General features: G+C 62.3%; 21 protein-coding genes. 5 read left to right on the plus strand and 16 right to left on the minus strand.

Features of this window, described 5'->3' with window-relative positions; genetic code table 11:
- Positions 1 to 67: 67 nt before the first annotated feature.
- From ACILSQ_RS09965 to ACILSQ_RS09990, 6 genes are all read right to left on the minus strand, one after another.
- A complete protein-coding gene (locus ACILSQ_RS09965) occupies positions 68 to 367 on the minus strand; it encodes a hypothetical protein (RefSeq protein ID WP_395743459.1) in 300 nt (99 codons plus the stop codon).
- Between the two features lie 51 nt (positions 368 to 418).
- Complete coding sequence (locus ACILSQ_RS09970; protein ID WP_395743460.1) at positions 419 to 1,102, minus strand: hypothetical protein; 684 nt, start codon at positions 1,100 to 1,102, stop codon at positions 419 to 421.
- 376 nt (positions 1,103 to 1,478) lie between these two features.
- Positions 1,479 to 2,393, minus strand: coding sequence for a sugar phosphate isomerase/epimerase family protein (locus ACILSQ_RS09975; RefSeq protein WP_395743461.1), 915 nt, complete (start codon positions 2,391 to 2,393; stop codon positions 1,479 to 1,481).
- A gap of 529 nt (positions 2,394 to 2,922) precedes the next feature.
- On the minus strand, positions 2,923 to 3,579 hold the full coding sequence (locus ACILSQ_RS09980) for an ATP-dependent Clp protease proteolytic subunit (RefSeq protein WP_395743462.1): 657 nt from the start codon (positions 3,577 to 3,579) through the stop codon (positions 2,923 to 2,925).
- Positions 3,580 to 3,777: 198 nt separating this feature from the next.
- Positions 3,778 to 4,104: a quaternary ammonium compound efflux SMR transporter SugE gene (gene sugE, locus ACILSQ_RS09985; RefSeq protein ID WP_395743463.1), complete on the minus strand. Its 327-nt coding sequence runs from the start codon at positions 4,102 to 4,104 to the stop codon at positions 3,778 to 3,780.
- Between the two features lie 48 nt (positions 4,105 to 4,152).
- Entirely contained in the window at positions 4,153 to 6,684 is a 2,532-nt protein-coding gene (locus ACILSQ_RS09990) for a protein kinase domain-containing protein (protein ID WP_395743464.1), read from the minus strand.
- A gap of 143 nt (positions 6,685 to 6,827) precedes the next feature.
- On the opposite strand from ACILSQ_RS09990, the gene ACILSQ_RS09995 reads away from it, so the two are divergent.
- From ACILSQ_RS09995 to rpsF, 4 genes are read left to right on the plus strand one after another with little or no spacing between them, the layout of a single operon-like run.
- The gene (locus ACILSQ_RS09995; RefSeq protein WP_395743465.1) at positions 6,828 to 7,766 is read left to right on the plus strand and encodes a ribose-phosphate diphosphokinase; all 939 of its coding nucleotides are present in this window, start codon (positions 6,828 to 6,830) and stop codon (positions 7,764 to 7,766) included.
- A gap of 60 nt (positions 7,767 to 7,826) precedes the next feature.
- On the plus strand, positions 7,827 to 8,546 hold the full coding sequence (locus ACILSQ_RS10000) for a 50S ribosomal protein L25 (RefSeq protein WP_395743466.1): 720 nt from the start codon (positions 7,827 to 7,829) through the stop codon (positions 8,544 to 8,546).
- A 57-nt stretch (positions 8,547 to 8,603) separates the two neighbouring features.
- Positions 8,604 to 9,188 carry an aminoacyl-tRNA hydrolase gene (gene pth / locus ACILSQ_RS10005; RefSeq protein ID WP_395743467.1) on the plus strand — a complete coding sequence of 195 codons (585 nt, stop codon included), beginning with the start codon at positions 8,604 to 8,606 and terminating at the stop codon, positions 9,186 to 9,188.
- Positions 9,189 to 9,215: 27 nt separating this feature from the next.
- A complete protein-coding gene (gene rpsF, locus ACILSQ_RS10010) occupies positions 9,216 to 9,506 on the plus strand; it encodes a 30S ribosomal protein S6 (protein WP_395743468.1) in 291 nt (96 codons plus the stop codon).
- A 722-nt stretch (positions 9,507 to 10,228) separates the two neighbouring features.
- Here the strand turns inward: rpsF and ACILSQ_RS10015 are convergent.
- From ACILSQ_RS10015 to ACILSQ_RS10055, 9 genes are all read right to left on the minus strand, one after another.
- Complete coding sequence (locus tag ACILSQ_RS10015) at positions 10,229 to 11,452, minus strand: aspartate kinase (protein WP_395743469.1); 1,224 nt, start codon at positions 11,450 to 11,452, stop codon at positions 10,229 to 10,231.
- Positions 11,453 to 11,631: 179 nt separating this feature from the next.
- The gene (locus ACILSQ_RS10020; protein ID WP_395743470.1) at positions 11,632 to 12,204 is read right to left on the minus strand and encodes a pseudouridine synthase; all 573 of its coding nucleotides are present in this window, start codon (positions 12,202 to 12,204) and stop codon (positions 11,632 to 11,634) included.
- Entirely contained in the window at positions 12,205 to 12,735 is a 531-nt protein-coding gene (locus ACILSQ_RS10025) for a hypothetical protein (protein WP_395743471.1), read from the minus strand. It lies immediately after the preceding gene.
- Positions 12,736 to 12,800: 65 nt separating this feature from the next.
- Positions 12,801 to 13,505 (minus strand): lysophospholipid acyltransferase family protein, encoded by a 705-nt coding sequence (locus ACILSQ_RS10030; RefSeq protein ID WP_395743472.1) that lies wholly within the window; start codon positions 13,503 to 13,505, stop codon positions 12,801 to 12,803.
- Positions 13,506 to 13,634: 129 nt separating this feature from the next.
- Positions 13,635 to 14,081: a DUF3592 domain-containing protein gene (locus ACILSQ_RS10035; RefSeq protein WP_395743473.1), complete on the minus strand. Its 447-nt coding sequence runs from the start codon at positions 14,079 to 14,081 to the stop codon at positions 13,635 to 13,637.
- Positions 14,082 to 14,157: 76 nt separating this feature from the next.
- On the minus strand, positions 14,158 to 15,825 hold the full coding sequence (locus ACILSQ_RS10040; RefSeq protein WP_395743474.1) for a SpoIIE family protein phosphatase: 1,668 nt from the start codon (positions 15,823 to 15,825) through the stop codon (positions 14,158 to 14,160).
- A gap of 23 nt (positions 15,826 to 15,848) precedes the next feature.
- Positions 15,849 to 16,199, minus strand: coding sequence for an STAS domain-containing protein (locus ACILSQ_RS10045; protein ID WP_395743475.1), 351 nt, complete (start codon positions 16,197 to 16,199; stop codon positions 15,849 to 15,851).
- A gap of 21 nt (positions 16,200 to 16,220) precedes the next feature.
- Entirely contained in the window at positions 16,221 to 17,723 is a 1,503-nt protein-coding gene (xylB, locus tag ACILSQ_RS10050) for a xylulokinase (RefSeq protein ID WP_395743476.1), read from the minus strand.
- A 424-nt stretch (positions 17,724 to 18,147) separates the two neighbouring features.
- On the minus strand, positions 18,148 to 19,815 hold the full coding sequence (locus ACILSQ_RS10055; RefSeq protein WP_395743477.1) for an ABC1 kinase family protein: 1,668 nt from the start codon (positions 19,813 to 19,815) through the stop codon (positions 18,148 to 18,150).
- A gap of 92 nt (positions 19,816 to 19,907) precedes the next feature.
- Here ACILSQ_RS10055 and ACILSQ_RS10060 point away from each other — a divergent pair, with 92 nt between their 5' ends.
- On the plus strand, positions 19,908 to 20,489 hold the full coding sequence (locus ACILSQ_RS10060) for an NADPH-dependent FMN reductase (RefSeq protein ID WP_395743478.1): 582 nt from the start codon (positions 19,908 to 19,910) through the stop codon (positions 20,487 to 20,489).
- 743 nt (positions 20,490 to 21,232) lie between these two features.
- Here the strand turns inward: ACILSQ_RS10060 and ACILSQ_RS10065 are convergent.
- A complete protein-coding gene (locus tag ACILSQ_RS10065; protein WP_395743479.1) occupies positions 21,233 to 22,177 on the minus strand; it encodes a hypothetical protein in 945 nt (314 codons plus the stop codon).
- Between the last annotated feature and the right edge of the window lie 11 nt (positions 22,178 to 22,188).

Consider the following 22,188-nt stretch of genomic DNA (forward strand, 5'->3'; position numbering starts at 1 on the left):
AGGGATGCTCGGTTTTGCCGCGGAGGGGCAGAGAGGCAGAGGGGGCGGAGGATGAGAGTGAAGGACGTTAATGGCGTCCCAGTGCCTCTGCTTCTGAATGATACATCAAGTCATCCCAGATGAAGTCGGCGACGAAGCAGGCTTCCTGGGGTGAGTAGCGAATGGTGGCCCTGACTTCCAGGCTATCGGAGTTGCCATCTGGTGCTTCGCCGTCGGGCTGATAAAGGAGGACCTCCATGCCGTCTGCGAGAGTGAGTCCTAATGCATCAAGGTCGTTCTTTGTTCCGCGGCAGACGAGGGGAGCAGATCGTGACTTCTCATCCTTGCCAGGGAGGAGCTTGTTAAAGTCGTGGTAGATCCTGTGCATGAGGGTGCGCGCCGAGGGAAATGAGTCTCTGGATGAAGACGGGTGGACGGATTACTTGTGGTGGTTCTGGACCCAGAGGAGGAGGTTGGTGAAGCCGCGGCCGAATTTTTGCTCCAGGATGAAAGTCTCGTAGTCGAAGCTTTCGACGTTTCCTTTTGCCATGGACTGAAGGGTGGTAGATGCCTCTTTGAAGCTGCCGATGGTGGCGCGCGGCGCCACGTGTCCTGCGCCCGGGTGCTGGAGGACATTGATCGCGGCGTCGAGTGTTTCGGCGCAGGTTAGGAGGACCTTTTTTATTTTTTCTGGGAGAGCGAACCTGCCGCCGTCTCTGATGCCGGAGGCATCGCGAACACGAAGGTAGTCTGGGAGGATCGCGGACAGATCGGCCCAGGCTTTGGAGAGTGCGTTGGCGGCGGGCTGATACTGGGGATCGAGGCCTGCGTCGCGAAGGGCGACTGGCAGGGAGGGTGTTTTGAGGGTGGCGCCGGCTTTCAGGAGCTCGGGTTTTGGGATGCCATTGAGCTGGCCGACGAAGCCGCTGAAGGTGTCGCTGTGGTAGGCTGCCGCGGCAATGTCGCGGAGGGTGGAGCCTTTTTCGACGATGATGGTGGGAGCGGGTGGGGCGGGGATGTCAGCGATGGCGACTTTGGGCAGCGGGGGGGTGGTGAGTTTTGTGGGGATCTTGCCGCATGCGGAGAGGGTGAGGAGCGATGCGGTGATGAGGGCCGGGCGCATGGGGGATTTCGTGGGACTGATTTCGGAACGGGCTAAAGCCCGAACTACGAACGGGGAGTCCGGACCGGCTGAAGCCGGTACTACAATACGAAGAGGGGCGGGCTTGGTGCGGGTGTGGTTTGCGGAGGCGTGGGTGTCTGCGGGGCGTTTTGATCGAGGACGAGTCGAGTAGGAGGACGAGGACGAGGAAGACGGTCGTTCAGGGAGGAGGAGTAAGAGGTGGAGGAGGAGGAAGATGGGGGGCGTGAGGCGGGAGGAGTGGACGATATGAGAGGGGAAACGTTGGGTGTGCTGAAGCGGCAGGTTCGAGGACGAGTTCGAGTAGGAGGACGAGGACGATTCAGGTTCGGTGGCGATGGGGCGCAAGGGAGCTTGGTCAGCCGAAGAAAGGGGCGAGGATGTTGCGGGCGACTTTGATGGCGCGGAGGCGGCCGTCGAGGGTTTTGCCGAAGGTGTCGTCTTCGACTTCGATGCAGAGGGGGCCGGTGTAGCCGATGCGCGTGAGCTCGGCCATGAAGGCGGGCCAGTTGATGTCGCCGTAACCGGGGATTCTTGGCTGGTGCCAGTTGAGGGGAAAGTCGAAGCGGCCGACTTGGTTGAGGGCGGCGCGGTTGATTTTGACGTCTTTGGCATGGACGTGGAAGAGCTTGGACTTGAACTCGGCGAGGGGGCTGAGGGGATCCATGTCCTGAAGGATGAAGTGGGAGGGGTCGTAGTTGAGGCCGAAGGAGCCGGAGTCGATGTCGTTGAAGGCGCGGCGCCAGATGGCGGGGGTGGTCATGAGGTTTTTGCCGGCGGGCCATTCATCACGGGTGAAGGACATGGGGCAGTTTTCGATGCCGATTTTGACGCCGTGGTCTTCGGCGTATTGGATGATGGGCTGCCAGGTTTTGAGGAAGCGGGGCCAGTTTTCATCGATGGTTTGGGTCCAGTCGCGGCCGACGAAACCGGTGACGAGGTTCACGCCGAGTTTGGGCGCGGCGGCGATGACTTTTTTGAAGTGGGAGACGGCGGGGCGGGAGACGGCGGGATCGGGGTCGAGCATGTTGGGGTAGTAACCGAGGGCGCTGATGCTGACGCCCTGGTCATCGCACTGGCCGAGGATTTCCTGGGCCTTGGTCTTGGTGAGGCAGGTGACGTCGATGTGGGTGACGCCGGCGTATTTGCGCTCGGCTTTGCCGACGGGCCAGCACATGACTTCGACGGTGGAGAAGCCTTCGTGGCGGGCGAAGTTGAGGACGTTGTCGAAGGAGAGCTCGGGGAGGATGGCGGTGACGAAGCCGAATTTCATGAGAAAGAAGATGTCAAAGGGTGGTGGGGAGGTGCAATGCAAATGACGAAACCAGAGCCGAACGAAGTGAGACAGACGACCGAAGGGAGCCCGCAGGGTGAACGAAGTGAATCAATGAGGAATGACGAATGAATGACCAATATCGGACATTGGACGAGGAGCTTATCAAGACGCGCTCAGTCGGGGGAAGGGCAGGCGCTTCAAAAATCGAAAATCGATGGTTCGACAATCGGCAATCGCGCTGGTGCAAGGGTGGTATGGGTGTGCGTGATTGACGATTGATGAGCAAGGATTTTTGATTTTTGAGGGGCAGACTTGGAGAGAAGGCCGGGGGGTTGCGATGACCATGCGGCGATTATTTTGTGTGGCCCCTCACCCGACCTCTCCCCAAAGGAATTTTTGGGCGTGTGTGCCTATCATCGGTGGGGAGAGGGGATTCGTTTTGAGGCTATGCGATGTTGTGGGACCGGTTTTTGGGCACAAAAAAGGGCGGGAGTGTGAGTCCCGCCCTTTTGAAAGGGAGTGTTGTTTATTTGGAGTCGGAGGGGATGTCCTTTTTGCCTTCGAGGACTTTGTCCACGAGGCCGTATTCGGCGGCCTGGGCGGCGGACATGTAGTTGTCGCGGTCGGCGTCACGTTCGATCTGCTCGACGGATTTGCCGGTGTGGTGGGCGAGGATGCGGTTGAGGCGCTTTTTGAGGCCGAACATGTATTCGACGGTGCGCTCGACGTCGCTGGCGGTGCCGCGGGCGCCGCCGGAGACCTGGTGGATCATGATGTCGGAGTTGGGCAGGGCGTAGCGCTTGCCTTTGGTGCCGGCGGCGAGGAGGACGGCACCCATGGAGGCGACGAGACCGATGGAGTAGGTGCAGACATCGCAGGTGAGGAACTGCATGGTGTCATAGATGGCGAGGCCGGCGGTGACGCTGCCGCCGGGGCTGTTGACGTAGATGTTGATGTCCTTCTTCGGGTCCTGCATCTGGAGGAAGAGAAGCTGGGCGATGATGATGGAGGCCATGGTGTCGTTCACTTCGCCGCCGAGGAAGATGATGCGGTCCTTGAGGAGGCGGGAGTAGATGTCATAGGCGCGCTCGCCACGGCCTTCGGATTCAATGACGGTGGGGACCATGTAGCTGGACTGAGGGGCGATGACGGAGGGAAAATCTGAGGAGGAGCTGGGGGTCATGATGGGAATGAAGAGGCGGGGGGGGGAGTTGTCAATGGAGAGGGGAGTTTACAGTTGTTAACGGTTGTTTACGGTGGCTGAACGGTTGTTGGGAATCTTTCTCCTTCTCTTACTCTTCCGCCTACTCTCGGAAAAGGGAGGAAGAGGAGGAGTAAGAGGAAGAGGAGGATTGTGAGAACTATTGAGATGGATGCTGGGTCAGGTGTGGGGGGAGGAGGCGAGTTTTAGACCGATAACGCCGGAGACGATGAGGAGGATGCAGATGAGGCGGGCGGTGGTGCGGGGCTCGTGGAAGATGAAGATGCCGATGAGGGCGGTGCCGATGGCGCCGATGCCGGTCCAGACGGCGTAGGCGGTGCCGAGGGGAAGGGTGCGCAGGGCGAGGGAGAGAAAGAAGAAGCTGGCGATCATGAGCGCCACGGTGATGAGGCTGGGCCAGAGGCGGGTCCAGCCGTCAGTCTGCTTCAAGCCGATGGCCCAGGCGACTTCGAGGAGTCCGGCGATGATGAGGTGGAGCCAGGGCATGGTGTCAAACAAGAACTACGCTGCGGCGGTGATGTGGAGCGTGCTTTTTCAAAGCAGCTCAAGGATGATGTCTTTGAAGGCGACTCTGCCACTCATGGATTGGAGGCCTATGGTGCCCTGGAAAGTCTGCAGGTAGTTTTTTTCAGGAGGTGGCGCCCAGCCGGATGGGAGCGACCACTGGTTGACCTGCCTGCCATCAATCCACACCGTCACCAGACCTGACCTGCTGGTGACGCGCATGGAGAGCCACTGATTCATTTGCGAGTCAGAAAAAGATTTGGAGGAACCGAAGCGGTCCCCGCCGCGTTCCAGTCTGCTGTTGAGGGGCGCGCCGGTGCTCATTTCCACCGCGCCCAAGATGGAGCCTGTCTGGTCGGCACTTTCGTCGATGTTGACCTCAAAGGCGGAGACCTTGCGGCTGAGGATGGTGATGGGGTCGGGAATGTGGAGCCAGATGCCTGAATTGGACTTGTCCTGGCATTTGACTTTGATTTCGAGGGAGAAATCCTTCCACAAGGGGGCGACCCCGCTGGGACCGACATAGACGAGATTGCCAGGTCGTGAGTTGCTGCGGATTTCGCCGTCGACGGCGATGAATGAATCGGCATCGCCGAGGATGCGCCAGCCGGAGAGAGTGCGGCCGTCAAAGAGGGCGAGCTTTGCGGACGCGGGAGATGGCGGGGGAGTGGTGGAGGCGCCGGTCTGGGCCTTGGCGGCGCGCTGCTTGCGGCGGGTGACGACGTCGTCGCGCTTGGTGCGGACGGCGGTGACATCGGCGGTGCGGCCCTGGGTGAGAACTTCTTTTTCCAAGGCGTTGAGGACTTCGATGTAGCGGTCGTAGAGCGGAAGGGAGGAGGTGTCTTTTTGCTGGGCGTATTTTTTTTCCGCGCTGCGGTAGGCATTGCGGAGAGTCACCACGGTCTTGTGCAGACTCGCGGGGTCGATGGAGGGCATGAACTTGTGATCGGTGAAGCGCTGTTTTTCTTCGCGCAGGGCGACGGCTTCATCGAGGCGCCCGGCCTTGGTGGCGTCCTGCGTGGCGCGATCCAGGGCGGAAAGGTAACCGGTGCCGAGGGTGGAGAGCTGCTCGGTGTAGGAGACGTTCACCTCGCGCTCGAAGGCGCTCTGGAACTGGGACTCGAGCTGGGAGAGGCGGGAGGCGATGGATTCATTCCCGGAGGCAGGAGGCGTTGTCGCAGGAGGTGTGACCGCCGGGGGAGGGGTGGTGGGAACCGGGGTGGGCGGGACGGGAGTGGTGGGACGGGATGCAGACGAAGCGGTGGAGGAGGAGCCGCCGCTGGTGGAAGGGCGTGTCACCGGCGCGGGATTGCCCTTGGGCGGAGCGGGTGCGGGCTTTGGTGGAGGTGCTCCGGTTTTTTTGGGCTCAGATGAAGACGATGAAGAAGACAAGGAGGACGCTGTGTCACCGGAGTCCGATGGAGCGGGGGCGGTGCCTGAGGGCTGCTGATGCACGATGAACCAGCCGCCGCCGCCGAGCATGAGCAGGGCGAAGATGACGTAGGGGAGCGTGGAGGAGGATTCGGGCTTGCGCGGGGGCGGCGGCTCGTAGGGCGGGGGCTGCGGCGCGGTGCGCTGCTGCGGAGAGGAGCCGGGATTGCGCGAGGAGGGGACGACGGTGCGGCCGGGTGTGTGCGGGGGCGGGGACTGTTTGGGCAGGGCGGCGCTGGATTCGCGGCCGGGCTCCGCACGGGGAGTGGTGAGAATGACGTCCAGGGCGAGGCGCAGCTCATGGCTGCTTTGGTAGCGCTCCTCGCGGTCGTGCTCCAGAGCGCGGCGCACGATGGCATCGAAGCGGGGATCGATGCTCTGAAATTTTTGCGAGGGCATTTTAAACATGCCGCGCGGGATGTCTCCGGTGAGCATCTGGTAGAGCATGACGCCGACGGCGTAGATGTCCGCGCGGCCGTCCACGTCTGAACCGAAAGTGAGCGTTTCGGGAGCGACGTAGTCGGGCGTGCCCATGGCCATGCCTGTCTGGGTGAGGCCGGAGTTCAGGCCTTTGTCCGCCAGCTTGGCGAGGCCGAAGTCGGCGACTTTGACGCGGCCCTCGAGATCGATGAGGACATTGGAGGGCTTGATGTCGCGATGGACGATGCCCTGCTTGTGAGCGTAGCCGAGGGCATCGCAGAGGTGGGCGGTGATGGCGAGGGCGTGCTCGGGAGGGAGCTTGCCCTCACGGGCGATCATGCGCTGGACGTCGGTGCCATCGACATACTCCATGACGAAGTAGAGCTGGCCGTCCGAGGTGCGGCCGAAGTCATAGACGCTGACGATGGCGGGGTGGTTCATGCGGCCCATGAGGCGGGCCTCGTTTTTAAAGCGCTCGGCGAAGGCGAGATCCTGCTGCTCGATGGCAGGGGGGAGGAGCTTGATGGCGACGGCGCGGTCCAGGCTGAGCTGGGTGCCTTTATAAACAGCGCCCATGCCGCCGCGGCCGATGAGCATGTGAACCTCGTACTGGGGGAGGATCTGCTGCAGCTCCGCGGGGCTGGGCGGCTCCCAGCGCCAGCCGCCGCCGGTGGTCTTCGGCGGGGGGACGGAAGGGGTGAAATCACTCATGGCGGCGCTAGGAAAAAGACGGGCAGGGCAGACAGCAGGATAACCTCCCGACGTACGGGAAGTTGTCACGCAGAACAAGCATTCAGGCAGAGAATGACGCGATAGGTTGATTTCTGTGACAGACTCGCCTAACTCCGCGCCCCATGAATGAAAGTCTGAAGATTTTGAGCGGCTCGGCGCACCCCACGCTGGCGCAGGCGATTGCCAAGAACCTGAATATGGAACTGTGCGCAGCGGAGCTGACCACTTTCCCGGACGGCGAGACTTTTGTGCAGATCCATGAGAACATCCGCGGGGGGGACGTTTTTATTGTGCAGCCGACGTGCCCGCCGACGAACCAGAACCTGATGGAGCTGCTGATCATGGTGGATGCGGTGCGGCGAGCGAGCGCGTCCCGCATCACGGCGGTGCTGCCGTTTTTTGGCTATGCGAGGCAGGACCGCAAGGACCGGCCGCGGGTGCCGATCACGGCGAAGCTGGTGGCGAACCTGCTGGTGGCGGCGGGGGTGAACCGGGTGCTGACGGTGGACCTGCACGCCGGGCAGATTCAGGGGTTCTTTGACATTCCGGTGGACCACCTGTACGCGGCGCCGGTGCTGATGAAGGCGATCCGGGAGCGGGAGATCAAGGACCTGGTGGTGGTGTCTCCGGACGTGGGGGGAATCAAGATGACGCACGCCTTTGCGAAGGCGCTGGGCGCGCCGATGGCGATCGTGGCGAAAAACCGGGTGAGCGCCGAGGAAGTGGAGGCGCACAGCGTGATTGGCGATGTGGCGGGGAAAAACGTGCTGCTGGTGGACGACCTGACGGAAACGGCCGGGACGCTGACGGCGGCGGCGGACCTGCTGCTGAAGCACGGGGCGAAAAAGATTTATGCCGGGGTCTCCCACGCGGTGCTGGGGGAGAAGGGGCTGAACCGCATTGTGAAATCGCCGATTGTGGAGCTGCTTTCCACGAATTCGACCCCCCAGGCGGCGGGGGAAAAAGTGACCGCGCTGGACATCGCGCCCCTGCTGGCGCAGGCGATCGCCCGGATTCACGGGAACGAGTCTGTCACATCCCTGTTTGACACACGAGGGTAGGCGTGTATCCTCCGCGCCCTTTTTCCAAAACTAAACCTCCTCCCCTGAGGAAACACGACCATGGCTAAAATTCTCGATCTCCAGGCAGAAGTCCGCACCGAGTCCGGTACCGGCGCCGTCAAACGCATGCGCAAAGCAGGCAACATTCCCGCCGCCCTCTATGGTCGCAAGGTGAAGGCTTCCAACATCCAGGTGCATGGCAAGACCTTTTCGAAGCTCCTCGAAGGCAGCGCCTCTGACAACATCCTGGTGTCGCTGAAGATCGCGGGCTCCTCCGAAGACCAGCTGGCGCTGGTGCAGGAAGTGCAGCACGACTACCTGCGCGGCGGCATCCTGCACATTGACTTCCACGCGGTGGCTGCTGACGAAGAAATTCATGCCAACGTGCCGGTGGTGACGGTGGGCGAGGCCAAGGGCCAGAAGCACGGCGGCCTGGTGGAGGCGATCCACCATGAAATCGAAGTGCGCTGCCTGCCGAAGGACCTGCCGGAGAGCATTCAGATCGACGTCACGAACCTCGAAGTGGGCCAGGGCATTCACGTCAGTGAAATCAAGTTCCCTGAAGGTGTCACCTGCCGCCTGGGCGGTGATGTGGTGATCGTGATGTGCGAAGAGCCGAAGGTGGAAGCCGAGCCCGAGCCTGCAGCCGCCGCTGCTGCTCCTGCCGCCGGCGCCGCCCCTGCCGCTGGCGCCAAGCCCGCCGCCGGTGCCGCCGCTCCTGCTGCCGGTGCCAAGCCTGCCGCTGGCGCCGCCGCCGCGAAGCCCGCCGCCAAGAAGTAATCACCTCCGCACCCTTTCCACGATGTGGCTTCCGGCGCGGAAACAACGAGCAGCGGCTTGAACGCGCCGCGACTCATTGTGGGCCTCGGCAATCCCGGCGAAACCTACCGCGACACACGCCACAACATCGGATTTATGGTGCTGGACGAAATCGCACGACGCCTGGGAGCCGCCTTTCGCGAAGAAAAGCGCTGGGCTGGCATGGTGGCGAAGTTTGCCGGCGGGTACCTGCTGAAGCCGCTGACGTTTATGAACGAGAGCGGGCGCTCCGTGCAGGCCGTGGGGCATTTTTACAAGGCCTCTCCGGAGCAGACGCTGGTGGTGTATGACGATGTGGACCTGACGCTGGGGCGCCTGCGTTTTCGCACCAACGGCTCGGCCGCCGGACACAATGGCATCCGCTCGCTGATCGCCTCGCTGGGCACGCAGGAGTTTCCGCGATTGAAGGTGGGCATCGCACCGGCCGAGGGCCGGCCCGCCGGAGAACGCATGGTGGGCCACGTGCTGGGAAAATTCCGCGCGGAGGAGCAGCCGGCGCTGCAGACCGTGATTCAGCGCGCCGCAGATGCGGTGCTTTCCGCAGTTGATCGCGGGCTGGAAGCAGCCATGAATGTCTTCAACCGACAGCAACCCGAATCTTAATTAAACAACCCCCGAAAATACACACCTATGAACCGCAAATACGAGGCACTCATCGTGCTCGACACCAAAGGCAAAGAAGAAACCGTTGACTCGCTGGTCAGCACGATCAGCAAGGACATGGAGAAGTCCGGGCTGAAGCTGGAGCAGATCGACAACATGGGCAAACGGAAGTTCCCCTTCAACCCACGCCACGTGGAAGGCGGCCACTTCATCAACATTCAGTTCAACGGCGAGCCTGCCGCGGTGGACAGCCTGCGCGCGAAGCTGAAGCTGAACGAGAACGTGTACCAGCAGTATTATCTGAAGCGCAGCGCGTAGTCCGTTACGTCGGTGTTTTTTCATTGCCCCGGTTTCGCGTGAAGACGCGGGATCGGGGTTTTGTTTTTTAGCGGTGAGTTTGCTATTTTTTTGGCAGAGGAATGAGCTGGCAAGGGAATGTCCAGAAGGGGAGATGTGCCACTCAGAAGGACAGAAAGGACCGGGGCTTACTCTGGTCCCTTTCTCTGAGGGGCGAAGAGGGCGCCGATGGCCGCGCCTACGAGTGTACCAATGACTACGAGGACAGGCCAGAAAAGAGGGCCGCCCATGTCGTGGGACAGGCCTGCGATCAAGAATAGCACGGCGGGGACGAAGCAGCCGCAGCCGAGAGATCCGCGAATGCAGCCGGTGAGGCGATTGCGGGGGTGGGTGGCCGGCGCGGGTGGAGCAGAGGACTGCGGAGGCTGATATGGATGAAGGTCCTCGCTCATGACTCCTTTGATTGAAGTGACCCTAATGCTGAATCGCGATCCCTTCACGCTGCGAGTTCTAGAGAATCACAGTTGAACCTAGAAACTGAAATAGCAGCCTACGGAACACACGGAAAATCAGACAAATATTCAAACCTAAACGCCTCACCTTTGGACTGGCCGTTTCGGCAATCTTTTTTCGAATATTCCAGGCGGTCGGCAGGCCATCCATTCTCGCTTTGAGGTTGAGGCGAGGCAGAAGGATCGAGGACGATCGAGGTTGCGGGCAAGAGTGCCCGCATCACTTACTGATTAGGCGTCCAAGCCGAAGGCGGTGTGGACGACGCGGGCGGCGTTTTCGACTTCGGCTTCTTCGACGATGACGGCGGTCTTGATCTCGCTGGTGGAGATCATCTGAATGTTGATCTTGGCGTCGGCGAGGGCCTTGAACATCTTGGCGGCGACACCGCTGTGGCTGCGCATGCCGATGCCGACGACGCTGACCTTGGCGATGCTGCTCTGGGTGCGGAGCTGGGCTTTTTCACCGAGGCCGGGAAGGAGGGCCTTGAGGGCGGCTTCGGCCTTGGGAAGGTCGGCGGCGCTGAGGGTGAAGGAGATGTCGGTGATGCCGTCGAAGCTGACGTTTTGCACGATCATGTCGATCGTGATGTTGGCGGAGGCGATGGCGCCGAAGATGGCGGCGCTGATGCCGGGGCGGTCTGCGACGTCGTCGATGGTGACCTTGGCCTGATTGCGCTCGAGGCTGACGCCGCGGACGACGACGGACTCCATGCCGGGGGTTTCTTCTTTCACGATGGTACCGGGGTTGTTGTTCATGCTGTTGCGCACTTCAAAGCGCACACCAAATTTGTTGGCAAACTCGACGCTGCGGCTCTGCATCACCTTGGAGCCGGAGGAGGCCATTTCGAGCATCTCTTCGTAACTGATCTCGGGGATCTTCTGGGCGGTCTTCACGACGCGGGGATCGCAGGTGTAAACGCCGTCCACGTCGGTGTAGATCTGGCAGAGGTCGGCCTTGATGGCGGCGGCCATGGCGATGGCGGTGAGGTCGCTGCCGCCGCGGCCGAGGGTGGTGATTTCGCCGCTGGCGGTTTCGCCCTGGAAGCCGGCGAGCATGACGATGTTGCCTTCATCGAGCATCTTTTTCACCGCGTCCGGGGTGATATTGACGATACGGGCCTTGGTGTGGACTCCATCGGTGGAGATGCCTGCCTGAGCGCCGGTGAGGGAGACGGCCCTGCCGCCGAGGGCATTGATGGCCATGGCGGTGAGGGCGATGGTGGTTTGCTCGCCGGTGGCGAGGAGGACGTCCATCTCGCGCTCGATGGGTTCGCGCTCGGGGGAGACTTCCTTGGCGAGCTTGATCAGGTTGTCGGTGACGCCGGACATGGCGGAGACGACGGCGACGACCTGATTGCCAGCACGCTGGGTTTCCAGAATGCGGCGTGCGCAATTGCGGATTCGCTCGGGATTGCCGACGGAGGTGCCGCCGTATTTCTGGACGATGAGGGCCATGCTGGGGGTTGGGGAAAGGGCGCGGAAAATGGCATGGCGGGGCGGGTGCGCAAGGGGGGATTTGGGGAGGGGAGGGGAGTTTGCGGTGGTTGGCGGTTGTTTGCGATGGTTTGCGGTTGTTTCCGGAGGGAGAGGGGGCGTGGGGGGGGATTCAGAATTTTAGAAGGGTCTGAAAGCGCTCATGCGCCAAGGACCTGATTCTGTTCTTTGGAGGTCAATTCGCGCCACTGGCCGGGGCTGAGGGCCAGATCGGGCAGATGGAGTGAGCCGATGCTGACGCGGATGAGGCGGAGGGTGGGGTGGGCGACGGCGGCGGTCATGCGGCGGACCTGGCGGTTTTTGCCTTCGGTGAGGGTGAGCTCGACCCAGGAAGTGGGGATGTTTTTGCGGAAGCGGACGGGAGGGATGCGCGGCGGGTGGGCGGGCTCGGGGTCGAGACGGCGGGCTTTGCAGGGAAGGGTGTGAAAGTCTTTGAGATCGACGCCTGAGCGGAGCTTTTTGAGGGCTTCGTCGGTGATGGTGCCATCGACCTGGGCGTGATAGGTGCGTGGGTGGGCGTGGCGGGGATTGAGGAGGCGGTCGGTCCAGCGGGCTTCGTCGCTGAGGAGGAGGAGGCCTTCGGAGTCGCGGTCGAGGCGGCCGATGGCGTACACGTCTGGAGGGAAGCCGAACTCGGCGAGGGTGCGGTGGGAGGGGTGCTCCTGGGTGAACTGGGAGAGGACGTCGAAGGGTTTATAGAAGGCGATGAGCATTTATTTTTGCTTCAAGGCCGCGATCTGGCGCTCAAGGTCTTCACGGCGGGTGAGATAGGTGGCGCGCGAGGTGTCTTCATTGAGGCCAGCGCGCAATGATGCGACGGAAATGGCGACGCCGAACAACGCCATGCCGATGGGAACGATGGCGAAAATGCCTGCACCGGCTTTTAAAAAGCCGGTGCCCATGACGATGCAAACGACGGTGAAAAAAACGCCGAACAAGGTGCCCATCAAACGTCCGGCGGTGCCTGAGCCGCTTTTGTTTTTGTTCATGGCGGCAGACAGGTGCTCCACGCCCATCTCGCGGTCGAGCCTTTCCAGCTCGTTTTGCAGGGTGATGATCTCCAGGCTCCCGGCCATCTTGCCGGTGTTTTCGGCGATCTTTGCGACTTCCTCGGTGAAGATGGAATTTTCGGTGCGCTTTACCTCGAGGCTGCTGTGGCAGAACTGGCAGGTGACGAAGCGCGTTTTGTCAGCGACCTGCAGCGGAGCGCCGCAGTGGTTGCAACGGACGGAGAGCGTTTCCATGCCGCGAGGCTAGCGGGAGCGCTGAAATTTTTCAAGGGTGGTTCCAAAGAGCGGCATCTCTTGTATCACCAGTGGGGAAGTGCGGGCTTTTCGGAGGCGGGCACGGGTGCCTCGAGGCGCTGCCGCAGGTAGTCGGGGTCGTTGCCGCGGAGCAGGGCGTCTTCGAGGGTTTTGCGCTTCTGCTCAAACTCCTCTTCGGTCATGCGGCGGGGAATGTGGATGGGCGGGTCCAGCACGAGGGTGATGGTGGAGAAGGGGAGGGGCAGCATGAAGCGGTCCCAGGTTTTGAAATGGAATGCGCGGCTGTAATGAATGTGCACGGGGATGAGGGGCACGCCGGTGAGCTGGGCGAGCTTGATGATGCCGGGCTGAACCTGGTAGATGGGACCGCGGGGGCCGTCCGGGGTGATGCCGATCTCATGGCCGGCGCGTGCTTTTTCCGCGAGGGTGATGAGGGCGCTCATGCCCTTCTCGGGCTTGGAGCTGGAGCCGCGGGCGGCCTCGATGCCGAAGCTGGCGCAGAGGTCCGCGATGATCTGGCCGTCTCCGCTGGGGCTGGTGAGGATGGTGCCGGGAATGTTGGCAAACCACTCCTGGTGGGTCCAGGGGATGAGGAACATGCGGTTGTGCCAGAAGCCCCAGATGCAGCCGCGGCGGTGGGCGTCGAAGACACCGGCGTCATCGCGGATCTGCCAGCGCAAGGTGGCGGCGAGGGCGCGCATGATCCATGCGATGATTTTGCCGGCGGACTTGATGCGGATTTTTGCCATGAGGGGATGCGCACTGCATGGCGGTGATCCGGGGCGCGGTCAAGATGAGGGATGCGGGCGCAGGGCATGAAAAAGGCGGGAGAAATTCTCCCCCCGCGAAATCACTTCAACGCTGTGTGGCAGCCGCCGCTAACTCTTGCGCATGGTCATGATACCGAGGGTGAGCAGGCCGCCGACGAAGGCGCCGATGCCGAGATTGAAGCCTGCGGTGAAGTCCGTGGAGCCGCCGACGAGGATGGCGCTGCCTTGAACGTCGGAAGGAAGGTAGCGCACTTTGACATCCGGGTTCGTGACCAGTTTCGTCGTTTCGCTGGCGTGGGCGGAGAAATAGTCGGAGGTGACTTTGAAAGTCTGTTTGGTGGGGGCGCCGTTCTGCGGGGTGTAAGAGACATCGAACTGGTGGTAACTGCCCTTGCCTGTCTTCCAGTTTCCGCCTTCGATGAAGCCATCCACGGTGACGCCTTCCTTTTCGAGCTTCGTGAGCCGCTCTTTTTCCTGATGGCCATAGTAGGTGACGAAAGGGCCGGCGAGGATGGCAATGATCGCAAACAGCTTGATCTTGGTGGAAGTCTCCATGGTTTGAATTTTGGAATTAGGCCGCCGTTTTATCCAAAATAGGCGAAAGGGTCAATGCGAATGCCGCGGTGGCGGATTATTGAACCGCCTTAACCAATTCGATGACGGAGCGGTCTGCCTCGCGGCGGAAATCGACGCGGTCGAAGATCTCGCTGATGACGTGGAGGCCGAGGCCGCCGATGCGGTGCCCGACAGTGGGAGGGGCGACGAGTTTTTGGAAATCCTCGTTGGTGATGCCGGAGCCGAAGTGCTCGATGAGAATGCGGACGGAGTCCGGGCCTGACTGCATGCGGCAGGTGGCGGGGCGGTCTGTGCTGGTGGAGCAGTAGGCGTATTTGCAGATGTTGCTCATCACTTCATCACAGCCGAGCACGATGAGGCCGGTGAGATCATCTGCGAGGCCGTGATAGGCGGCCCATGACTCGATGAACTGGCGCACGAGGCGCAGGGTGTCGGGATGGCAGGTGAGGGCGATGGACTCCGGCGGTGGCGCAGAATGATCTGTGACCACGAGGACGGTGGCGTCATCCTGATAGGCGGCGCCGTGGGCGAAGGTGCGCCAGCGGGAGACGAGATGAGTTAGAAAGCCGTCTCCGCCGGTGTGCTGCATGACGGAGGTGAAGGCCTTGTCTTCGAAGTATTCACCGGCGCTGTTTTGAACTTCGAGGATGCCGTCGGTGTAGAGCATCCACTGGCGGCCGGTGCTGAGGGGAAGGGCGAGCTCGTGATAGCGCGCGAAGCAACTGATGCCGAGGGGCGCATTGCCGGGAGCGGCGACTTCCTTCCACGCGGCACCTTCGAACACCTGGGCGGCGGGCAGGCCGGCACAGCAGAGCCAGACGCGACGTGTTTTGGGACAGACGAGCATGGCATTGATGGCGATGAAACGTCCGGCCTTCATGACGCCGCAGAGGCGTTTGTTCAACGTGGTCATCCATTCAGCGAGGGGCATGGAGACGCAGAGATGGGCGGTGGAGGCGATGAGGGTGGTGCCGCGGGCCATGTCGAGCGCGGCGGGGAGGCCCTTGCCGCAGACATCGCCGACGCCGAGGAGGATTTTGCCGTCGTCGATCTGATGCCAGAAATAGAAGTCGCCGCCGACCTCGCTGGCGGGCTGGTAGAAGGTTTCGACCAGCACATCGCCAAGGCGGACGTCGGCAGCAGGGAGGAAGGAGTTCTGAATCTCGGTGGCGAGCGAGAGCTGCTGACGGGTCTCGGCTTCGAGGATGGCCTTCTTCTGAGATTCGAGACGCATGAGCGTCACGGCGATGAGGCTGCCGAAGGTCTCGAAGATTTCGACGTCCTGGGTGGTGAAAGCGGCGCCGTGATTGGGATTGATGGCCTGCATCACGCCGAGGCAGCGGTCGCCCTCAAGAATGGGGATGGTGACCATGGCGCGGGTGACGAGGTCGGATTTGTCCGAAGCGGGGCGGAAGTGGCGGGGATCGCTGAGAGCGTCCGCGATATTGACGGCTTTCCTGGTGGCATAGACGTCGCCGGCGATGCCCAGGCCTTTGGGCACGCGGACGTCCATGGCATTGATGGGATCGAGGGTGGAGCGGATGAGGAGGTCCTCGCTGGGGCCGTCTGGCAGGAGGATGGAGCAGACCTCGCAGTCCATGACCTCACGGGAGCGCTGGAGGATGTGATCGACGAGCTCGACGGGATTCTGAGTGCTGCTGAGACGGCGGGCGACCTCAAGCAGGACGCCCTGGCGTGAAGAGATGGGCTGAGGATTACTCACGGCGTCGAGAGGAGCCGGAAGGGTTAACGTTTGCTGGTGAGGTCGGGCGCGCTCAATGCCTCGTCCACGGTGGGCAGATGGGTGATGAAATCACCCAGGCGCACGATTTTGAACGAGGCATCCACACGGCCCTGAATGCCGGTGAGCGCAAATTCCGTGCCTGCGCCGCTGGCGTGCTGAAAGTACTCCACGACGACGGCCCAGACGGGCGTGTTGACGAAGGTGACCTTGGAGAAGTCGATGATGAGACGCTTCACGCCGGCCTTCATCTGCTCGCGCACGACTTTCTGGAATTCGGGCACGGTGGCGAGATCGGCCTCGCCTTCGAGCGCGATGACGACGGCGCCGGGGTGGGTGATGACGGTGGGTTTCATGGAGGCAGCGGGCGGTCAGGGTCAGAGCCAGCCGGTTTGATTGAGGCGGCCGGTGAGCTCCATCTGACGTTCGAGCTGGGCGGCGTAGAGGGCTGCATTGTCCGCATTGGGCTTGCAGCGGGTGGATTCATCAAGCTTCACGAGACGGGCGCAGAGGTCTTCGTAGCTCAGGCGTTGAGCGCCGCCCTGATTGTCGCGTGCGTAGATGGCCTGGATGGCGGCGCCGAGGGCGGCGCCTTCGCTGGTGCTGAGGGTGACGACTTCGGCATTGAAGCAGTCCGCGGCGATCTGGCGCCAGACGCTGCTCTTGCTGCCGCCACCGGTAAGGCGGATTTCAGTGGGGTTCATGCCGAGATCGCGGAAGCGCTTCAGGCCGTAGGCGAGGCCGAGGGTGGCGCCTTCGACGGCGGCGCGGGCGATGTTCGTGGGGGCCATGTTGGCGGGGCGCAGGCCGTGGATGACGCCGGTGCCGTTGGGCAGGTTCGGCGTGCGCTCGCCATTGAGATAGGGGAGGAACATGACGCCGTCTGCTCCCGCGGGTGCGGATTTCACGGCGGCCTCGAGCTGGCGGAGATCCCAGCGGAACATCTCGCGCACCTGCTCGGTGACGACGGTGACATTCATGGTGCAGACGAGCGGGAGCCACTGGTCCGTGCTGTCGCAGAAGGCGGCGACTTCGCCCTGGCCATCAACCACGGGAGATGAGGCGACGCCGTAGAGGGTGCCGCTGGTGCCGAAGCTGGCGGTGATGACGCCGGGCTTGATGTTGCCGGTGCCGATGGCGCCCATCATGTTGTCACCGCCGCCGGCGCTGATGATGACGTCGAAGTTGAGGCCCCATTTGACGGCGAGATCCTTGCGGATGGTTCCATGAACGGCCTTGGAAGAGCCGAGAGGAGGCAGCATGGAGCGCACGCTGGGATCGATGAAATCACAGATGTCATAGGCCCACTGGCGGGTGTTCACATTGAGGATGCCCATGCCGGAGGCGTCTCCGTATTCCATGCGCTTCATGCCGCTGAGCCAGAAATTGATGTAGTCGTGCGGGAGGAGGATGGTTTTGGTCTTCGCGAAATTTTCCGGCTCGTTCTGTTTGAGCCAGAGGAGCTTTGGAATGGTGTAGCCGGGGAGCATGGCATTGCCGGCGGCGGCGATGACGCCGGGCTGGCCGCCGAAGTGGTGGGCGATCTCCGCGCACTGCGGCTGGGTGGAGGTGTCGCACCAGAGCTTGGCGGGGCGCACGGGCTTGTCGTCCGCGCCGAGGGCCACGAGGCCGTGCTGCTGGCCGCTGACACCGATGCCGGTGATGCGCGTGCGGTCCTTGCCGATCTGCTCAAGGCACTGCTGCACGGAGGCGTCCACGGCATCGAGCCAGGACTGGGGGTCCTGCTCGAGATGGCCGGGGGGGAGGCCTTCGATCAAATCGTAGGAGCTGTGGCCGGTGGCGATGATTTTGCCCGAATCGAAGTCGAGTACAATGGCCTTGGTGCTCTGCGTGCCGCTGTCGATGCCGAGGAAATACATGGTGGGAAAGGGAAGGGGTTGGAAGCGACGAAAGGTTTACGGTGGGGAGGGAGGGGAGGTCAAGAGGTCAAGCTGTCAAGAATCGGACATGATTCGTGAGAATCCGGCCATGCGCCGGGGAGACGTTTCACCATGAGCCTTTGAAAAGAGATCTGCACCCGGGGGGGCACGGGCGCAGGCTGGCTCTGATGCGCTGGAGCTTAGAAGACCGGGCGGGACGGCGAGAAGACGCTGCTGGAGAGGGCGATGTGTGAAGAAGCCTTTGGGTGTGCTTCCCGGCGGGTGACGCCTGTACCAGGGAAGCCTCGCTGAGGCTCGGCATCCCTTCGCTATGATGCGGAAGGCCGTTGGCCTTCAAGAAAGGAGGGGCAGGCTGCGGCAGAAGTTTCAACGGATAGAGGCCTGGATTCAATCGATCATGGCATTAGTCCTTGGACTGGATGTTTCCGGATTTGCGGATGGCGCGGAGGAGGCGCCAGCCGAGGAAGAGAGAGAGGGCGTAGCCGAGGGCGCCGAAGACGGAGACGCCGTAGAGGAGCGGGGCGGCCTGGCGGCTCCAGAGCTCGCTGGAGCCGAGGAAGATGGCGGCGGTGAGGATACCGAGGACGAGGCGGTTGATGATGGGATCGAGATGGCGGTGGTCGAGATGCACCGTGAGGGAGCCGTCGCGGAAGCGGGCGAGCAGGTCGGTGAGGTCCCGTGGCAGGGCGGTGAGGAGGCGGTCCCACACGCGGAAGGTGCGGCGGGCGCGTTTGGCGATGCGGCCGGGTGAGAAGCGGCGCATGAAGAGCCGCCTGCAGTAGGGCTGCATGAGGCCGGCGAGACTGACGTCCGGGCTGAAGCGGCGGGAGGTGCCCTCCAGCACGATGAGGGTCTTCAGCAGCAGGGCGAGGGAAGGCGGCAGCACGATGTGGTGGCCGCGGATGATTTCGACGAGATTGCTCAAGGCGGCGCCGACGCGGATGTCATTGAGGGGATGGCCGGTGTAGTCCGCCATGAACTCCTGAAGGTCTGCGCGGAGTTTTTCACGCGAACAGTCGGCGGGCACAGAGCCGAGGCGGAGGACCTGCTCAGAGACGAGTTCGGAATCATTTTCCACGATGCCGAGGAGGAGGGCCTCGACTTCATCGCGCAGGTCTTCATCGATGCGGCCGACCATGCCGCAGTCGATGACGCCGACGATGTTTCCGGGCAGGAGGAGGAGGTTTCCGGGGTGGGGATCGGCGTGGTAGAAACCATCGCGAAAAAGCATTTCCAAATACATGTTGGCTCCGCGTCTGGCGAACTCGCCCAGGTCTTCGCCGGACTGCCTGAGCCTCTCGATGTCGGCGCCGATGATGCCGTCCAGGCGCTCCATGGTGACGACCTGATGCGAGCAGAGGGAGCCGAAGACTTCGGGGATGCAGACGGTGGGGTCATCGGCGAAGTTGCGGGCGAACTCCTCGAGGTTCTGGCGCTCGTAGGTGAGATCGAGCTCGCGCAGGAGGGTGCGGCGGAACTGGCGGACGATGGCGAGGGGCTGATAGGAGCGGAGGGCGGGGGAGTGTTTTTCGAGAAGTTCGGCGAGGGCCTGGACGATCTCCACATCCGTGGCGGCCTGCTCGGCCACGCCGGCGCGGCGCACTTTGACCACGACACTCTGGCCGGTATGGAGCAGAGCGGCGTGCACCTGGGCCACGGAGGCGGCGGCGAGAGGGGTGTCATCAAAAACAGCGAAGAGCTCGGCGATGGGCAGGCCGAGCTCTTTTTCGATGGTGGCGCGGGCGAGGGCGGAGGCGTCTGGCGGCACATTGGACTGGAGCTGGGAGAGCTCCTCCGTGAGCTCCGGGCCGAGGAGGTCGGCGCGGGTGCTGAGCATCTGGCCGAGCTTGATGAAGGTGGTGCCGAGCTCAGTGAGCGCCATGCGGATGCGCGCGGCCTGTGTGACGCCGATGGTGAGGGACTGGCCGTCGGCGCTTTTGAGGCGGTCCTGGAGCCATGCGTACTTGAAGCCGCCAAAGAGGTCTGCGAGACCGTATTTGCCGAGCACGGCGGCGATTTCCGCGATGCGTTTGGCGTAGCGCTCGAGACGGGCCAGGGCGTCGATCTTCATGGTGAGACACCTTCGTCAGAAAAACGAGGGCTGACAATGCGGAATGCTCACTCCGGGCTGGCGGTTTCGTGGCGGGACTGTATGCATGGGCCATGAGCACTCCCAAAATTCTCGCTTTTGCAGGCAGCACGCGGACCGGATCGTACAACAAGAAGCTGGTGCATTTTGCGGCGGAGGCCGCGCGCGCCGCAGGGGCCGAGGTGACGCTGGTGGATCTGCGCGACTATGCGATGCCGCTTTTTGACGAGGACCTGGAGGAGGCGCAGGGGCTGCCGGAGAATGCGAAGAAGCTGAAGGCACTGTTTCGCGAGCATGATGCGCTGCTGATTTCCGCGCCGGAGTACAACAGCTCGATCACCGCAGTGCTGAAGAACACGATCGACTGGGTGTCACGGGCGGAGACGGACGATGAGCCGGCGCTGGTGGCGTACAAGGGCAAGGCGGCGGCTTTGATCAGCGCGTCTCCGGGAGCGCTGGGCGGGCTGCGGGGGCTGGTGCACGTGCGGGCGATTCTGGGCAATCTGGGCGTGATGGTGCTGCCGGAGCAGGTGGCGGTGCCGAAGGCGCATGAGGCGTTTGATGAACAGGGGACGCTGAAGGATGAGCGGACGGCGAGGCAGGTGACGAATGTGGCGCAGGCGCTGGCGGGGTTTTTGAAGAAGCATGTGGGGTGAGGCGGGGGAATTTATGATTTACGATTTATGATTTATGATTTCGGACAGCGGGTTGGTATGCGTGTGCAGGCTGGCTCGTGGAAAGCGGCACCTGCGCGCGTGCCTGGCTGAGCGACATCAGAGCAAAGGGGGCGTGGAGAAGTTCGGTGGCGGGGCGGTGAGTGCGGCGATGGCGCGGTAATACCAAGAACAGTTGAAAACGGGTTTGTTAATGTGCCAGCCGCAGGCTGGCTCTCAACGTGGTCCGCTCAGTCCTCTGAGCGGAACGCAGGCCGCAAAGCCGACGCATGCCTCCCTGACACTCACAGTCCGAACCTCTTCTTTCCTGGCTTGTTCGCCACACGCTCGCTCGTTCCGCTCAGAGGACTGAGCGGACCACTTTGCTGGCGCTCTCGCGCTGTCATGGGTGTCTATACTCCCTGAGGATGGCTCTATCATCCATCTCCGGCTCCCCGCCGATCCTATGCGCCGCGGACGAAGGCTCGTTTTCAACTGTTCATGATATAAGACGCTGCTGGAGGGCGCGGCGCGCGAAGAAAGCGCTGGCTTTGCTTGCCTGATGGGCGGCGTTTTTTCCAGGGGTGGCGCTCGCTACGCGAGCTTATCCCTGGCTACCGGCTGTGATCCCTCTGGGATCAGGGAGGGCGCAGGGGGCTTCGGCGAAATGAATGAGTGGCGCGGTGTTTTGCGGGTTTTGATCCCTTCGGGAACTTTGGGGGAGTCGGAGACTCCCCCTCCTTGGGCTACCAGTCGAAGAAGAGGCGGGCGAAGATGGTGGTGGAGAAGACTTTGTAGCTGGAGTCGTCCTGGGTGGAGGCGGATCTGGTGTAGGTGCCGATGACGTCAAAGGCGAGGCATTTGAACGGCTGCCAGGTCATGGTGACGGCGGGGGTCCAGATTCTGTCGGTGCGGACGACGTGGATGAACTGCTCGACGGAGTACTGCACCGAGGGGATGAGGTAGAACTTGTGTCCTTTGAAGGGGGTGAAGGTGACGCCGAGGTTGAGGTTGTGCTTGTGCTTGCCGGGCACGAAGTCGGTGGGGCTGCCATTGTCCTGGTAAAAGTATTCGTAGCTCCAGGCTGGGGTGAACCAGGGGCGGCAGAACCAGGAGAACTCCGCCGCGGCGCGGTAGGTGTGGCTGTCGAGCGTGCGTGCGCCGGTGGCGCGGTTGAAGAGCCGCGAAAACTCCCAGCTCAGCGGAAGGTTCACGTCCAGCTTCTTGTCAAAGAAGACGCGGTCGTAACTGAGCATCTGGCGGAAGGTGCTGGAGACGAAGTCTTCGGAGGCATTGTCCGCGCGGCCATAGTAGAACCATGATTCATCAAAGGTGTTGGAGAAAGCCCAGTGCTCGCTGAACTCGGCATCGAGGGAGAGGCCGGCGAACTGGGCGTACTGGGTGTCCGACTGCGCATCCGACTGGGTGTTGAAGACATTGTCCGTGACGGAGAACATGGAGCTCGTGCGGAACTGCATGGAGAGAATGCGGCTGAGCTTTTCATACCATCCCATGCCAGCAGTGATGGTCCCGGCCTCCTCTTCGCCGAGACCGGAGCGCTGGAAATTGACGCGAGGAAGCAGGCGGAGACGGGACTGGATGATGTTGGAGCGTCTCGTGGCTTTCGGGGCGGCGTGCAGGCCGTGGGTGAGCACTGCGAGGGTCAGAAGAATGGAAACGTGGATGCGCATTCTTCAAAGTC

This window comes from Prosthecobacter sp. (genome assembly GCF_044227185.1).
Lineage (GTDB): Bacteria > Verrucomicrobiota > Verrucomicrobiia > Verrucomicrobiales > Verrucomicrobiaceae > Prosthecobacter.

Excerpts from the sequence above, each read along its gene's own strand:
- ACILSQ_RS10060 (WP_395743478.1), top strand. The coding sequence starts at position 19,908 with ATGAGCACTCCCAAAATTCTCGCTTTTGCAGGCAGCACGCGGACCGGA.
- ACILSQ_RS10025 (WP_395743471.1), bottom strand. The coding sequence starts at position 12,735 with ATGGAAACGCTCTCCGTCCGTTGCAACCACTGCGGCGCTCCGCTGCAG.
- ACILSQ_RS10000 (WP_395743466.1), top strand. The coding sequence starts at position 7,827 with ATGGCTAAAATTCTCGATCTCCAGGCAGAAGTCCGCACCGAGTCCGGT.
- ACILSQ_RS09990 (WP_395743464.1), bottom strand. The coding sequence starts at position 6,684 with ATGAGTGATTTCACCCCTTCCGTCCCCCCGCCGAAGACCACCGGCGGC.
- ACILSQ_RS10055 (WP_395743477.1), bottom strand. The coding sequence starts at position 19,815 with ATGAAGATCGACGCCCTGGCCCGTCTCGAGCGCTACGCCAAACGCATC.
- sugE (WP_395743463.1), bottom strand. The coding sequence starts at position 4,104 with ATGCCCTGGCTCCACCTCATCATCGCCGGACTCCTCGAAGTCGCCTGG.
- ACILSQ_RS09980 (WP_395743462.1), bottom strand. The coding sequence starts at position 3,579 with ATGACCCCCAGCTCCTCCTCAGATTTTCCCTCCGTCATCGCCCCTCAG.
- ACILSQ_RS10020 (WP_395743470.1), bottom strand. The coding sequence starts at position 12,204 with ATGCTCATCGCCTTCTATAAACCCTTCGACGTCCTCTCCCAGTTCACC.
- rpsF (WP_395743468.1), top strand. The coding sequence starts at position 9,216 with ATGAACCGCAAATACGAGGCACTCATCGTGCTCGACACCAAAGGCAAA.
- ACILSQ_RS09975 (WP_395743461.1), bottom strand. The coding sequence starts at position 2,393 with ATGAAATTCGGCTTCGTCACCGCCATCCTCCCCGAGCTCTCCTTCGAC.
- ACILSQ_RS10015 (WP_395743469.1), bottom strand. The coding sequence starts at position 11,452 with ATGGCCCTCATCGTCCAGAAATACGGCGGCACCTCCGTCGGCAATCCC.
- ACILSQ_RS09995 (WP_395743465.1), top strand. The coding sequence starts at position 6,828 with ATGAATGAAAGTCTGAAGATTTTGAGCGGCTCGGCGCACCCCACGCTG.
- ACILSQ_RS10045 (WP_395743475.1), bottom strand. The coding sequence starts at position 16,199 with ATGAAACCCACCGTCATCACCCACCCCGGCGCCGTCGTCATCGCGCTC.
- ACILSQ_RS10035 (WP_395743473.1), bottom strand. The coding sequence starts at position 14,081 with ATGGAGACTTCCACCAAGATCAAGCTGTTTGCGATCATTGCCATCCTC.
- ACILSQ_RS09970 (WP_395743460.1), bottom strand. The coding sequence starts at position 1,102 with ATGCGCCCGGCCCTCATCACCGCATCGCTCCTCACCCTCTCCGCATGC.
- ACILSQ_RS10030 (WP_395743472.1), bottom strand. The coding sequence starts at position 13,505 with ATGGCAAAAATCCGCATCAAGTCCGCCGGCAAAATCATCGCATGGATC.
- ACILSQ_RS10065 (WP_395743479.1), bottom strand. The coding sequence starts at position 22,177 with ATGCGCATCCACGTTTCCATTCTTCTGACCCTCGCAGTGCTCACCCAC.
- ACILSQ_RS09965 (WP_395743459.1), bottom strand. The coding sequence starts at position 367 with ATGCACAGGATCTACCACGACTTTAACAAGCTCCTCCCTGGCAAGGAT.
- xylB (WP_395743476.1), bottom strand. The coding sequence starts at position 17,723 with ATGTATTTCCTCGGCATCGACAGCGGCACGCAGAGCACCAAGGCCATT.